The 13355-nt window shown below is 60.6% G+C and carries 15 protein-coding genes; 8 read left to right on the top strand and 7 right to left on the bottom strand.

Annotated features, from left to right (window positions below):
* Window positions 1-7: 7 nt before the first annotated feature.
* The 6 genes from prmA to ACQ4WY_RS10705 all read right to left on the bottom strand — a co-directional run bounded on the left by prmA (window position 8) and on the right by ACQ4WY_RS10705 (window position 4762).
* Entirely contained in the window at window positions 8-952 is a 945-nt protein-coding gene (gene prmA, locus ACQ4WY_RS10730; RefSeq protein WP_353660010.1) for a 50S ribosomal protein L11 methyltransferase, read from the bottom strand.
* The gene (gene accC / locus ACQ4WY_RS10725; protein ID WP_099666524.1) at window positions 949-2364 is read right to left on the bottom strand and encodes an acetyl-CoA carboxylase biotin carboxylase subunit; all 1416 of its coding nucleotides are present in this window, start codon (window positions 2362-2364) and stop codon (window positions 949-951) included. The genes prmA and accC overlap by 4 nt, the downstream gene beginning before the upstream one ends.
* 101 nt (window positions 2365-2465) lie before the next feature.
* Window positions 2466-2927, bottom strand: coding sequence for an acetyl-CoA carboxylase biotin carboxyl carrier protein (accB, locus tag ACQ4WY_RS10720; protein ID WP_034780252.1), 462 nt, complete (start codon window positions 2925-2927; stop codon window positions 2466-2468).
* Window positions 2928-3017: 90 nt separating this feature from the next.
* A complete protein-coding gene (gene aroQ, locus ACQ4WY_RS10715) occupies window positions 3018-3455 on the bottom strand; it encodes a type II 3-dehydroquinate dehydratase (RefSeq protein ID WP_034746628.1) in 438 nt (145 codons plus the stop codon).
* Between the two features lie 82 nt (window positions 3456-3537).
* The gene (locus ACQ4WY_RS10710) at window positions 3538-4104 is read right to left on the bottom strand and encodes a TlpA family protein disulfide reductase (protein WP_436503964.1); all 567 of its coding nucleotides are present in this window, start codon (window positions 4102-4104) and stop codon (window positions 3538-3540) included.
* A 19-nt stretch (window positions 4105-4123) separates the two neighbouring features.
* The gene (locus tag ACQ4WY_RS10705; protein WP_436503963.1) at window positions 4124-4762 is read right to left on the bottom strand and encodes a hypothetical protein; all 639 of its coding nucleotides are present in this window, start codon (window positions 4760-4762) and stop codon (window positions 4124-4126) included.
* A gap of 114 nt (window positions 4763-4876) precedes the next feature.
* On the opposite strand from ACQ4WY_RS10705, the gene mpl reads away from it, so the two are divergent.
* The 7 genes from mpl (at window position 4877) to mtgA (ending at window position 12125) form a co-directional block, all read left to right on the top strand.
* Window positions 4877-6265, top strand: coding sequence for a UDP-N-acetylmuramate:L-alanyl-gamma-D-glutamyl-meso-diaminopimelate ligase (mpl, locus tag ACQ4WY_RS10700; protein ID WP_436503962.1), 1389 nt, complete (start codon window positions 4877-4879; stop codon window positions 6263-6265).
* A complete protein-coding gene (locus ACQ4WY_RS10695; RefSeq protein ID WP_436503961.1) occupies window positions 6262-6846 on the top strand; it encodes a YqiA/YcfP family alpha/beta fold hydrolase in 585 nt (194 codons plus the stop codon). Before mpl ends, ACQ4WY_RS10695 begins: the two co-directional genes overlap by 4 nt.
* Window positions 6843-7457: a chorismate--pyruvate lyase family protein gene (locus tag ACQ4WY_RS10690; protein ID WP_436503960.1), complete on the top strand. Its 615-nt coding sequence runs from the start codon at window positions 6843-6845 to the stop codon at window positions 7455-7457. Before ACQ4WY_RS10695 ends, ACQ4WY_RS10690 begins: the two co-directional genes overlap by 4 nt.
* A gap of 2 nt (window positions 7458-7459) precedes the next feature.
* Window positions 7460-9547 carry a ribonuclease catalytic domain-containing protein gene (locus tag ACQ4WY_RS10685; RefSeq protein ID WP_436503959.1) on the top strand — a complete coding sequence of 696 codons (2088 nt, stop codon included), beginning with the start codon at window positions 7460-7462 and terminating at the stop codon, window positions 9545-9547.
* 138 nt (window positions 9548-9685) lie between these two features.
* On the top strand, window positions 9686-10543 hold the full coding sequence (locus tag ACQ4WY_RS10680) for an energy transducer TonB family protein (protein WP_353660945.1): 858 nt from the start codon (window positions 9686-9688) through the stop codon (window positions 10541-10543).
* Window positions 10544-10569: 26 nt separating this feature from the next.
* A complete protein-coding gene (aroE, locus tag ACQ4WY_RS10675; protein WP_436504432.1) occupies window positions 10570-11397 on the top strand; it encodes a shikimate dehydrogenase in 828 nt (275 codons plus the stop codon).
* Window positions 11379-12125, top strand: coding sequence for a monofunctional biosynthetic peptidoglycan transglycosylase (gene mtgA / locus ACQ4WY_RS10670; RefSeq protein ID WP_436504431.1), 747 nt, complete (start codon window positions 11379-11381; stop codon window positions 12123-12125). The genes aroE and mtgA overlap by 19 nt, the downstream gene beginning before the upstream one ends.
* Window positions 12126-12189: 64 nt before the next feature.
* Here the strand turns inward: mtgA and ACQ4WY_RS10665 are convergent, their stop codons facing one another.
* Window positions 12190-12348 carry a hypothetical protein gene (locus tag ACQ4WY_RS10665; protein ID WP_436503958.1) on the bottom strand — a complete coding sequence of 53 codons (159 nt, stop codon included), beginning with the start codon at window positions 12346-12348 and terminating at the stop codon, window positions 12190-12192.
* On the opposite strand from ACQ4WY_RS10665, the gene corA reads away from it, so the two are divergent.
* Window positions 12347-13312, top strand: coding sequence for a magnesium/cobalt transporter CorA (gene corA, locus ACQ4WY_RS10660; RefSeq protein WP_077408488.1), 966 nt, complete (start codon window positions 12347-12349; stop codon window positions 13310-13312). The two genes, ACQ4WY_RS10665 and corA, sit on opposite strands and share 2 nt — an antisense overlap.
* Window positions 13313-13355: the final 43 nt, after the last annotated feature.

The following is a 13355-nucleotide window of genomic DNA, read 5'->3' as shown; positions in this document are numbered from 1 at the left end:
GCTGTGCTTATGCACCTTCCGCGCGGGGCGCAGGCGCTTGCGTGGTGCCCAGGCGGCCATGCAAGGCCACCCAGCCGTCTTGCTCGGCCCACACACCCAGCTGGATGAACGGAGCATAGGCAGCGGCCACTTCTTCCGCCTGGCGTGCCAGCACGCCGGACAGGATCAGCGCGCCGCCATCGGCGACACGGCCCGACAGCATTGGCGCCATCAGTTTCAATGGGCTCGACAGGATATTGGCGACGACGATGTCAAACTTGGCCGTGGCGTGTGCCGAGGTGGCAAACGTGTCTGGCAAGAAATATTCGATTTCGCACTGGTTGCGTTCGGCATTATCGCGCGCCGATTCGATCGCTTGCGGGTCGATATCGACGCCGGCGACCGTTTCCGCACCGAGTTTCTTGGCCACCATGGCCAGGATGCCGGAACCGCAACCGTAGTCGAGCACGGTCTTGCCAGGGGCGGGATTGGCTTCCAGCCATTCCATGCACAGGCGCGTGGTCGGATGGCTGCCCGTACCGAAGGCCAGGCCCGGATCCAGTTCCAGGATCAGGCCGTCAGGGTCCGGTGCCTCGTGCCAGCTGGGCACGACCCAGATATTCTTGCCGATGTGAATCGGTGCGAATTGCGACTGGGTCAGGCGCACCCAGTCCTGCTCTTCCACGGGGCGCATGGTAAAGGCGGGAACTTCCGCCATGCCGACAGCCTGGGCTGCGGCAGCCACGATGGCGGCCTGGTCGGCGTCGACGTCGGTCAGCGCCACCACGCGACTGCGTTCCCACGCCGCTTCCTTCGGCTCCATGCCAGGCTCGCCAAACAAGGGCTGCTCGGCATCCGTGCCTTCATCGGCGTCTTCCACCGAGACCGACAGGGCGCCCGCTTCCATCAACGCGTCGGACATGGCCTCGGCGTTGTCACGGGCTATTTCGATGACGATTTCCGTCCAGCTCATGCGCCCGCCTTGATTTCGGACTTCTTGGCGATGCTGGGACTGCCGCTATTCAGGTTCTTGCCCAGGTCCGGCATGTCGGCCAGTTTCTGTTCCAGATAGTGAATGTTGGTGCCGCCTTCGATGAAGCGCGCGTCGATCATCAGCTCGCGGTGCAGGGCGATGTTCGTGTTGATGCCTTCGACCACCATTTCGGACAGGGCGATCTGCATGCGGCGGATTGCTTGCTCGCGCGTGGCGCCGTAAGCGATCACTTTGCCGATCATCGAGTCGTAGTGCGGCGGCACGTAGTAGCCGGCGTAGGCGTGCGAGTCGACGCGGATGCCAGGGCCACCTGGCGCATGCCACGAGACGATCTTGCCTGGCGATGGCGTGAACTTGAACGGATCTTCGGCGTTGATGCGGCACTCGATGGCGTGGCCCGACAGCAAGACGTCGCGTTGGCGGAAACGCAGTTTTTCGCCGGCGGCGATGCGGATTTGCTCTTGCACGATGTCGATGCCGGTGATCATCTCGGTGACCGGATGTTCCACTTGCACGCGGGTATTCATTTCAATGAAATAGAATTCGCCGTTTTCGTACAGGAATTCAAACGTGCCGGCGCCGCGGTAGCCGATCTTGCGGCACGCTTCGGCGCAACGGTCGCCAATTTTCTCGATGAGTTTACGCGGGATGCCCGGCGCCGGTGCTTCTTCGATGACTTTCTGGTGGCGGCGCTGCATGGAGCAGTCGCGCTCGCCCAGCCAGACGGCGTTCTTGTGTTCGTCGGCGAGGATCTGGATTTCCACGTGCCGCGGATTTTCCAGGTACTTCTCCATATACACTTCAGGGTTGCCGAAAGCCGTGCCGGCTTCCGTCTTGGTCATCGCCACGGCGTTGATCAGGGCCGCTTCCGTGTGCACCACGCGCATGCCGCGTCCGCCACCGCCACCGGCAGCCTTGATGATGACCGGGTAGCCGATCTTGCGGGCAATTTGCACGATCGCTTTCGGATCGTCCGGCAACGCGCCTTCCGAGCCGGGTACGCACGGTACGCCAGCCTTGATCATGGTTTGCTTGGCCGACACTTTGTCGCCCATCAAACGGATCGATTCGGAGCGGGGGCCGATGAAGACGAAGCCCGATTTCTCGACGCGTTCGGCAAAGTCGGCATTTTCCGACAGGAAGCCGTAGCCTGGGTGAATCGCTTGCGCGTCCGTCACTTCAGCGGCGCTGATGATGGCGGGCATGTTCAGGTAGCTCAGGGACGACTGGGCCGGGCCGATACAAACGGATTCGTCGGCCAGCTTGACGTATTTCGCGTCCTTGTCGGCTTCGGAGTGGACTACAACCGTTTTAATGCCCATTTCGCGGCAGGCGCGCTGAATACGGAGGGCAATTTCACCACGGTTGGCAATCAGGATTTTTTCAAACATGGTAGGTTCGCGTATGTCTGTGAGAGCCGGCGAGCCGGCGAAACAACAAGTGTGAGGGGCTAAAACTGCAAACGGCCGTTGCCGGCCGTGTGGACTGGGTTTTAGCCGATCACAAACAAGGGTTGACCGAATTCGACCGGCTGGCCGTTTTCGACCAGGATCTGGGTCACGACACCGGCTTTATCGGAGTCGATTTCATTCAGGAGCTTCATCGCTTCGATGATGCACAGGGTATCACCTTCCTTAACGGTCGAGCCCACTTCAACATAGGCGGCGCTGCCAGGAGCGGAAGAGCGGTAGAAGGTACCGACCATCGGCGATTTGACCACATAGCCCGTTGGCTCGGCGGCGACCACGACGGCAGCTGCAGCGGGGGCGGCGGCTGGCGCGGCTGGCTGGTATTGGGCTTGCATGCCTTGCGGCTGCATCATGACCATCTGGTTTTGCGGCATGGCCGACGATTTGACGATGCGAACCTTGCTTTCGCCTTCGGTAACTTCCAGCTCTGCGATATCCGATTCGGCGACCAGGTCGATCAAGGTCTTGAGTTTTCGTAGATCCATGTAAAACCCCTAGGAATGTAGTTTGTTTTATGAGTGATGCGGTGATGTCCAGAACCTATCGCCGCGCTAAATGCGTGCAGATCGCGTAGATTAACGTTTTTTAAGCGCAAAGTCGATGGCAAACCGATATCCATCGATACCCAGGCCGCAGATCGTCCCCTGCGCGATCGCGCTGAGAAATGAGTGATGTCGAAACGTTTCGCGTTGATAAATATTCGAGATATGGACTTCCACGAACGGGATGGCGACCCCGGCCAGCGCATCGCGCAAGGCAACGCTGGTATGGGTCAGGCCGCCCGGATTGATGACGATGGCATCGATCCCTTCCGCTCGCGCGGCATGGATGCGGTCGATCAGCGCACCTTCATGGTTGCTTTGAAAGCAGACCAGGTCGGCACCGGCCGCCATGGCTTGCGCCATTGCTGCCTGCTCGATATCGGCCAAGGTGCTGGCGCCGTAGACCTCAGGCTCGCGCGTTCCCAGCAAATTCAGGTTGGGACCGTTGAGCAGAAGGAGGTTTTTTGCCATGTATGGAAGACCGTTTTAGCGAAAGTTCCGCATTTTGCCGCCAAAGATACGCATTGGCAAGAGAAAAAAGCACGCTCCGAATTTACAATTTATCCAGATCGGCGCGCAACTGATCAAATTTCAAGCGGCCCAGATAGGTCTTTTTGACTTCGCCATCGGCGCCGATCAGCACCGTAAAGGGCAAACCGCCCGTGGCATTGCCAAAATGACGCGACAGGTCAGTGCCGCTCATGCCGGACACATACACGGGATAGGCGATCTTAAACTTGCTGGCAAAGGTGGCAATATTGCTGGCCGAATCGATACCGATGCCGATGACCTGCAGGTTTTTCGCCGCATAGTGGCCTTGTACTTCGGATAACTCTGGCATTTCTTCCACGCAAGGTGGGCACCACGGCGCCCAGAAATTGACCAGCAAATTCTTGCCTTTCCATTGCGACAAGGCTTGCGTGGCGCCCGCCGCGTCTGGCAGGGACAGCGCGTACAGCTCGTTGACGGGACCCGTCGCGCCTGGCGCGATGGCGGTCGTCAGCGGTCCCGCTTCTTTCCCCGCTACTTTCGCTTTTTCCTTGCTCAAACCGACGTAAGCGCCCATGCCGCCAAACATCAGCGCCACGATGGCGCAGGCGATCCAATTCTTTTTTGTCATAACTTTATCTATATCAATGTTAGTCGGCAGCCGGCACGCCATCGGCGAGGCTGGCGGCCAGCAGGCTGCGCAGCCCGGCGATGTCGGTGCGCAGCACTTTTCCGTCCGCCTTGGCTTTCAGCGCGCCGCGCATATCATCGAGCTCATACATGGCCGCGTGCACGCCTTCGTTTTTCCACAAGAAACTGGCTGTCTCGACCGCATCATAACGCGCTCCCTTGAAATGTGGGCTTTCCGACATGTCGAGCACGACATTTTTATTCAGCAGGAAGATGTGGATTTCCTTGGCGCTCTCGGCAAACAGCTGCAAATAGATCTCGTCATGGGGACCGGCCGTGCCATTAAGCACGGGGCCGCTGAGCAGGGGATGAAATTGTTGCAACGCTTCCATCACCTGCAGCGCGATCGTGCGCAGCTGGAACAGCCGTGCCGGCTGGCTGTCGGCCAGGAACAGGGCATTGTATTGCCGTACCTGCTCTTCGATCATGTCGTTGTCAGGCAGTACATTGGGCAGGTTCGGCGCGTCGCCCAGGACTTGCCGCGCCGCCTTGCGCTTGGCGCTGCCATAGTCGGCGCCATCCTGCGCCACGAGGCGCGCGGCAGCGGCGGCGATTTCCAGGCGCAACTGCGCGCTATCGTCAAATGCATCGTTCGTCATGTGCGAGATGATACTCCGAAGCGGAAAAAGTCATGGCGTCAGGTAAAATCCTGCACTTGCACTTTTTTATCCCACCGTCTTACTTACTAACCGAGCACCTTTCGCACTGATCACATGCATATTCATATTCTCGGCATTTGCGGTACCTTCATGGGCGGCCTGGCTGTCCTGGCCAAGGAAGCCGGCCATAAAGTCACTGGTTGCGATGCCAACGTGTATCCGCCGATGAGCACCCAGCTGGAATCGCAGGGAATCGAACTGATCCAGGGCTTTGATCCGGAACAAACCAAGCTGAACCCGGATTTGTATGTGATTGGCAATGTTGTCTCGCGCGGCAACCCGCTGGTGGAAGAAATTCTCAACCGCAGCCTGCCGTATGTCTCCGGCCCGCAGTGGATCGGCGAACACATCTTGCGCAATCGGTGGGTGCTGGCCGTGGCTGGCACGCATGGCAAGACGACCACTTCGGCCATGCTGGCCTGGATACTCGAAGACGCGGGCTACGCGCCGGGCTTCCTGATCGGCGGCGTGCCGATGAACTTTGGCATTTCCGCCCGCCTCAGCGGCAAGATTGACGGCAAGAGCGCCGACTCGGACTTCTTCGTCATCGAAGCCGATGAATACGACACGGCCTTCTTCGACAAGCGCAGCAAGTTCGTGCATTACCACGCGAAGACGGCCGTCATGAATAACCTGGAATATGATCACGCCGACATCTTCCCCGATCTGCATGCGATCGAGACGCAATTCCACCATCTGGTGCGCACCGTGCCTGGCATCGGCCGCCTGGTGTTCAACGGCGACGAAGCGTCGCTGCAGCGCGTGCTGGCGCGCGGTTGCTGGAGTGAAAAGGAAAGTTTTGGCCAGGATGCCAACTGGCAACTGCAAGAGCAGGCCGATGGCAGCTTCGACGTGTATTTCAATGGCCAGCAGGAAGGTCATGTAGCGTGGGCGCTCACGGGCAAGCACAACCGCAGCAATGCGCTGGCGGCCGTCGCCGCCGCCCGCCACGTGGGCGTGCCCATTGCCCAGGCGTGCGCCGCTCTGGCCACGTTCGAGAGCGTCAAGCGCCGCATGGAAGTGCGCGGCGTGGTCAACAACATTACCGTGTATGACGATTTCGCGCATCACCCGACGGCCATTGCCACCACGGTGGGCGGGCTGCGCCAGAAAATGAGCCAAACCGTCGGCAGCAGCGCCCGCATCCTGGCCGTGCTGGAACCGCGTTCGAACACCATGAAGCTGGGCGCCATGAAAGATGCGCTGCCTGGCAGCCTCAAGGATGCCGACCTGGTCTTCGGTTTCGGCAGCCATGCCGCGCTGGGCTGGAGCCTGGGCGACGCGCTGGCGCCGCTGGGCAAGATTGCCAGCGCCTACGAAGACATCGATACCTTGGTGGCGGCCGTGGCCGCTGCCGCCCGTCCAAGCGACCAGATCGTGGTCATGAGCAACGGCGGCTTTGGCGGCGTGCACCAGAAATTGCTGGAGGCGCTAGGCCGATGATTTTGTACCTGCATGGATTTCGCTCGTCGCCCCTGTCGATGAAGTCGCGCCTGCTGGCCGCGCAAATGCAGGCGCTGGGCCGCGAGGCAGAGTGGCTGTGCCCGCAATTGCCAGCTTCGCCGAAACTGGCCATCGCACTGGCCTTGTCATTGGTCAAAGACGTGGCGCCAGCCGAATTGACGATTATCGGCTCCTCGCTGGGCGGCTATTACGCCACCTGGCTGGCCGAGCAGCTCGGTTGCCGCGCCGTGCTGCTGAACCCCGCCATCGTGCCCCTGATCGACCTGGAACAGCATGTGGGCGTGACGACCGAGTTCCATTCGGACAAGCCATTCGAGTTCAAGCGCGAATACATCGCCGAGCTGGGAACCTTTGCCGTAGAGAAAATTACTGAGCCGCAACGCTATTTCTTGATTGCCGCCACCGGCGATGAAGTACTCGACTACCGCGACATGGTGGCGCATTATCAAGGGGCGCAGCAGTGCGTCATCGAAGGCAGCGACCATGGCATCAGCGAATTTGCCGCATACCTGGCGCCCGTGCTGGCCTTTTGCGGCATCCCTGCGGACGCGGCCCAGTGAGGCCGGGGTCGCTGCGGCAGGCGCAATGGCATGCGCATGTGAATGCCGTCAATGCGCCGCCTGCCTTGCGCCACTGGCTTACGGGCGGCGGTTCGCTGACGGCCAAGCTGAAAGCGCATAGTCAGGCATTTCGCGTGCAATGTTTGCACCAGGAAACAGCGCGCTGTTTGAGCGACGAGGCCGCCATCATTGGTTTACACCGCGCAGGCCGGGTGTGGGAACGCGAAGTGTTGTTGCGTTGTGATAACAGACCGGCCGTGTTTGGCCATACCGTCGTGCCCATGCAGGCGACGGCCACGGACTGGCCCTTGTTTTCCGCGCTGGGCGAGCGTTCGCTGGGCACGACCCTGTTTGGCGACCGCATGGTACGCCGCGGTGAACTGGAATTTGCCCGCTTGCGCGCCGGACACCCGCTAGTGCAGCGGGCGCAGGCGGCGCTGGCACTGGAAGGGCGGCGCGCCGATGACAAGTCGCTGTTTTTTGCCCGCCGCTGCCTGTATCAGCGTCATCAGGGATTGCTGCTGGTAACAGAAGTATTTTTGCCGGCGGTGCTGGAGTTGACGTCCATCACTCGCACCGTTGCAACCGACACATTAATAAACAAAGCATAACAATGAATCTATTTTTTGAAGAATCCGGCGATTTCAAGGTCGGCACGGTCCTGTCGCAAGCGGGTGAAGCCTACCAGGTCGAAATGGCCAGCGGCAAGCGCACCAAGGTCAAGGTCAAGGACGTGCTGCTGCAGTATGAAAAGCCGGCCCCGGCCGAGCTGCTGGAGCAAGCCAAGGCTGTTGCTGCCGAGATCGATCTCGATTTCCTATGGGAAGTGGCGGGCGAAGACGAGTTCGGTTTTGCCGAGCTGGGCGCCGAGTATTTCGGCCACGCACCGTTGCCGCCGGAAGCGGCCGGCCTGATCCTTGCCTTGCATTCGGCGCCCGTATATTTCTACAAGAAAGGCCGTGGCCGTTACAAGGCGGCGCCGGAAGCGTCCCTGAAGGCGGCCCTGGCCGGCATCGAAAAGAAAAAACAGCAGGCGCTGGTGCAGGCCGCTTACGTGGAAGAGTTGAAACAGAACCGCTTGCCGGCATCGATGCAGCCCATGGTGCTGCAGCTGCTGTTCAAGCCGGACAAGAACACTATCGAATACAAGGCGCTGGAAGCGGCGTGCACGGAATTGCACACGACGCCGCCGCGCCTGATGCTGGCCGTCGGTGGTATTGCTTCGCCGAAAGACTTGCACCTGTCGAAGTTCCTCTTTGAAAATTTCCCCAAGGGTGCAGGCTTCCCGAGCGTGCCCGTACCCGTAGTGACGACCAAGCTGCCGCTGGCCGACGTGGCCGCCTTCTCCATCGACGACGTGACCACCACCGAGATCGACGATGCCTTCTCCGTGCAGCCCTTGCCGGACGGCACCGTGAAAGTAGGCATCCACATCGCCGCGCCGGGCCTGGGGATCCGCCCGGAAGACGTGATCGACAAGATGGCGCGCCAGCGCATGTCGACCGTCTACATGCCGGGCGACAAGATCACCATGCTGCCGGACGAAATCGTGAATGCTTTCACGCTCGCGGAAGGCACGACGTGCCCGGCTCTGTCGCTGTACGCGACCCTGGACCCGAAAGCGGACTGGGCCGTGGTCAGCACGCAGACGCGCGCCGAACTGGTGCCGATTGCCAGCAACTTGCGCCATAACCAGCTCGACGACGTGGTCAACGAGGAAACCCTCGCCAGCGGCGAAGGAGACTATCCGCACAAGGCCGATTTCGCCGTGCTGTGGCAATGGGCGCAGCAGCTGGAGCAGGGCCGCATGAAGAAGCGCGAAGCGTTCGGCCTGAAGCCGGAACAGAATAACCGTGTCGATTTCAATTTCTATGTGGAAAACGACATCGTCACCGTGGCGCGCCGCAAGCGTGGCGCGCCGCTGGACAAAATCGTCGCCGAATTAATGATTTTTGCCAACAGCACATGGGGCAAGATGCTGCACGACCATGGCGTGCCGGGCATCTACCGCAGCCAGGGCGGCGGCAGCGGTAATAGCTGGGCGGCAAAGATGCAGGTGCGCATGGTCACCCATGCGGCGCCGCACCAGGGCCTGGGCGTGGATCAATATGCGTGGAGCACTTCGCCCTTGCGCCGCTATACGGATCTGGTGAACCAGTGGCAAATCATCGCTTGCGCCGAGCATGGCGTGACGGCGCCGCTGGTAGCGCCCTTCAAGCCGCGTGACGCCAACCTGTTCGCCATCGTTTCGGCCTTCGACGCCGCCTATGCCGCGTATGGCGATTTCCAGTCGAACATGGAACGCTACTGGTGCTTGCGCTGGCTGCACCAGGAAAACGCGCGCCAGGTCGATGCCGTCGTGCTGAAAGATGAAATCCTGCGCCTGGTCGATATTCCTCTGGTCATCAAGCTGCCGGGCATGCCATCGGTGGCGCGCGGCGCCCAGGTGAAACTGGACTTGCTGCGCTGGGATGAAGTCGACCTGAGCATCGAAGCGCGCCTGCTGGAAATCGCCGCCGTGCCGGATGCGGCGGCCAATGCCGAGCTCGATTACGAGGAAGAATCGGGCGATGATTCCCCTGAAGATGGCGATGTGGCGCCTGAAGCATCGCCGGAAGCGGCGAACCAGGTCAGCGACGCCGATGCGGAAGTGGCGGAACTGGCCAGCGAAGATGTGGTCAGCGAACCCGAGGTCAAGTAAGGCGCCAGTGGGGCCACCAAGGCGGTGCTGAAAACTGTTGCCGGCACCGCCCTTTGACGTAGAATTCAGCCATCTTGTATCTTGTGCTTGTTGCGAACTGGGTTGCGCGTGAAGTCTTTCCGAGAGTATCGTTTCCTGATGATAGCCGTGGCGGTATCGCTGCTGGCGCACGGCGTCTTGCTGGCGATGCATTTTGTCGCCCCGGCTCCGCAGCGGGCCGTGGCCACCGATCCCGGCCTGGAAGTGATCTTGGTCAACGCCAAGCATGCGAACAAGCCGCTGAAGGCCGAGGCGCTGGCGCAAGCCAATCTCGACGGTGGTGGACAGGCCGACAAGGGCCGCGCCAAGTCACCCTTGCCCGACATGCGCAAGGTGGAAGAGGGTGATAGCGTCAAGGCCAGCGCCCGGCGCATCGCCGAGCTGGAGCAGAAGCAGCAGGAATTGCTGACCCAGGCGGCCAAGCCGACGCCTTACAGCGCCGCGCCCGTCACGGAAAAGGACAAGCCCAATCCGCTGGCGTCCGGTTCGGACTTGATGGAAAGCAGCAAGGCCATCGCGCGCATGGCGGCCGAAATCAGCCAGACCGTGGAAGACCAGAACAAGCGTCCCCGCAAGACCTTCATTACGCCCAGCACGCAGGAGGTCGGTTATGCCATGTATTACAAGACCTTGCAAAAGCGCATCGAAGAAATCGGCACCCTGAATTTCCCGCAAAAGAATGGCCGCAAGATGTATGGCGAACTGGTCGTCTACATCCCCATCTTCCAGGACGGCACGATTTACCAGAAGGAAGGCGGCGCCCGCGTGGAGAAAAGCTCGGGCAACCCGGCGCTGGATGCGGCGGCCCTGGCCATCGTGCGCCGCGCGGCGCCCTACGGTCGTTTCCCACCGAATATGTTGTCGAGTGACAAGGATGACCTGTGGGTTGTCATCACCCGCTTCAAATTTACGCGCGAAGAAAAAATGGAAGCTAACCTGACTGGCGGCAGCAATTGAGTACACACGAACTAAATACACGCGAAATACACCCTGATCAATATTGCGTCTTCGGCAATCCCATCGCCCACAGCAGGTCCCCCCTGATCCACGCCGCGTTTGCCCTGCAGACAGGACAAACCATGGCCTATGAGCGCCGGCTGGCGCCGCTGGACGGCTTTGCCCTGGCGGCCCGTACGTTTGCCGCCGAGGGCGGCAAGGGTGCAAATGTGACGGTGCCCTTCAAACTGGACGCGTGCGCGCTGGCCACCGAGCTGACGCCGCGCGCGCAAGCGGCCGGCGCCGTTAATACCCTGCGTTTCGATGGCGACACCATTCTTGGCGACAATACCGATGGCGCGGGCCTGGTGGCGGACATCGTGCGCAACGCGGGCGTGGCCATCGCCGGCAAGCGCATCCTGCTGCTGGGCGCGGGTGGTGCGGCGCGCGGCGTGGTGCTGCCCTTGCTGGAACAGGGACCGCAGGAAATTTTCATTGCCAACCGCACCGTGGCCACGGCCGAGGCGCTGGTGGCGCGGTTCGTCGATGCGCAGGCTCACCCCGAGCAACTGCGCGCCGGCGGCTACACGCAGCCCGAAGGGCAGTTCGATATCGTCATCAATGCCACCTCGGCCAGCCTGGCGGGCGACTTGCCGCCCGTGCCCGCGGGCATCTTCAGCAGCCACACCCTGGCGCTGGACATGATGTACGGCGCCCAGCCCACCGTCTTCATGGACTTTGCCGCGCAGCATGGCGCGCAGGTGCGCGACGGCCTGGGCATGCTGGTGGAGCAGGCGGCAGTAGCGTTTTACGTGTGGCGCGGCGTGCGGCCGCAGACGCAGGACTTGCTGGCGCAATTGCGCAGTGCCCTGTGAGCGCCGGCAAGAAGGGCCAGCGTAAGACCGGCGGCAGCAGCCGCTACGGCTGGATCAAGTGGCTGTTCATCGTCCCCGTACTGGCCTTCCTCGTCGTGCAACTGTATTTCTTCCTGCAAATCTGGTGGTGGATCGACCACAATCCGTCCAGCACGGCCTTTATGCGCGAACAGTTGTCTGTCTTGCAGGACAAGAATCCCAATGCCACGATCAAGCAGACGTGGGTGCCGTACAACCGTATCTCGAACAATCTGAAACGGGCCATCATCGCTTCGGAAGACGCGAATTTCTCCGAACATGAAGGCGTGGACTGGGAAGCCTTGCAAAAGGCATATGAAAAAAACAGCAAGAAGCAGAAGGTCGTGGCGGGCGGCTCGACCATCACGCAGCAGTTGGCGAAGAATCTGTTCCTGTCCGGTTCGCGCAGCTATGTGCGCAAGGGCCAGGAACTGATCATCACGTATATGCTGGAAAGCCTGATGGAAAAGCAGCGTATTTTTGAGATTTATTTGAACGTGGTGGAATTTGGGACGGGCATCTTTGGCGCCGAAGCGGCGGGGCGCCACTATTACAGGGTCAGCGCTGCCGGCCTGAGCGCCGGACAGGCGGCGAAACTGGCCGTGATGCTGCCGAATCCCCGCTTTTATGACAGTCACCGCGATACGGGCTACCTGAACCGGCGTACGGGCGTAATCCTGCGCCGCATGGGGGCGGCGGAATTACCTTGATGGCCGCCGGCTTTATTTGCATAAAGTCAAGGCTGCTTGATTGGCACTATTGCGGCGCAGCATCTTAATCAGCCCCGTTGGTGCAACGCCGCACTTTTTCCGTGAAAAAGCGCTGCCGGGGGTGGTCGTGAAAAGGCCTTTGCGGGTACACTTGCGCTGTTTTCATTTTTGGCGCCAGCGCCAGCACATCACGATAACCCAACATCCGGCTGAGAGCGCGCATGATCAATGTCTTTGTATTACAGAATGGCCGGCTCAACCAGGTGCCGATCGACAGCCGCGCAGACCTCGAAAATGCCGAACCGGTGTGGGTCGACCTGACCGACCCCACCGATGATGAACGGGCCTGGGTCAAGGCCATCTATAACGTCACCCTGCCGGGCGAAGACGAAGTCAAGGATATTGAAGCGTCGGCCCGCTATTACGAAGCGGAAAACGGCGACTTGCACCTGCGCACGGACTTCTTGCGCGAAGAAGACGACGGCCCGTCGCGCGTCATCACGGTAGCCTTCATTCTTGCCCGCAAGATCCTGTTTTCCATGCATACGGACGACTTGCCCGTGTTCCGCCTGGTGCGCATGCGCGCCCGCTCGCGGCCAGGCTCGATTGCCGACTACATGGACGTGCTGCTCGACCTGTACGCCACTGATGCCGAATATTCGGCCGACGTGCTCGAAGGCATCTACCAGAACCTGGAAGAAGTCAGCACGCGCGTGCTGCAAAAGGAATTTACCGATGCGCACGCGGCCGAAGCGCTGAACGCGATTGCCCACGAGGAAGATTTGAATGGCCGTATCCGCCGCAACATGATGGATACGCGCCGCGCCGTGAGCTTTTTGATGCGCGGCCGCTTATTGAATTCCGAGCAGTTCGAGGAAGCGCGGCAGATTTTGCGCGACATCGAATCGCTCGATGGCCATACGTCTTTCCTATTCGACAAGATCAACTTCCTGATGGATGCCACCGTCGGCTTCATCAACATCAACCAGAACAAGATCATCAAGATCTTCTCGGTGGCCAGCGTGGCCTTCCTGCCGCCTACCCTGATCGCCAGCGTGTACGGCATGAACTTCAAGCTGATGCCGGAACTGGAATGGTCGTTCGGTTATCCGTGGGCATGGGGTTTGATGGTCACCAGCGCCATCGCGCCCTTCCTGTACTTCCGCCACCGCGGCTGGCTGAAATAAGCCCTCTTTGCCGGGACGCGTCAGCGCCCCGGCGCCGCCACCG

This window comes from Janthinobacterium salmonicoloratum (assembly GCF_051380845.1).
GTDB lineage: Bacteria > Pseudomonadota > Gammaproteobacteria > Burkholderiales > Burkholderiaceae_D > Janthinobacterium > Janthinobacterium lividum_F.
Note: the sequence above shows the minus strand (reverse complement) of the source record. Positions and strands in the feature narration are given on the sequence as shown.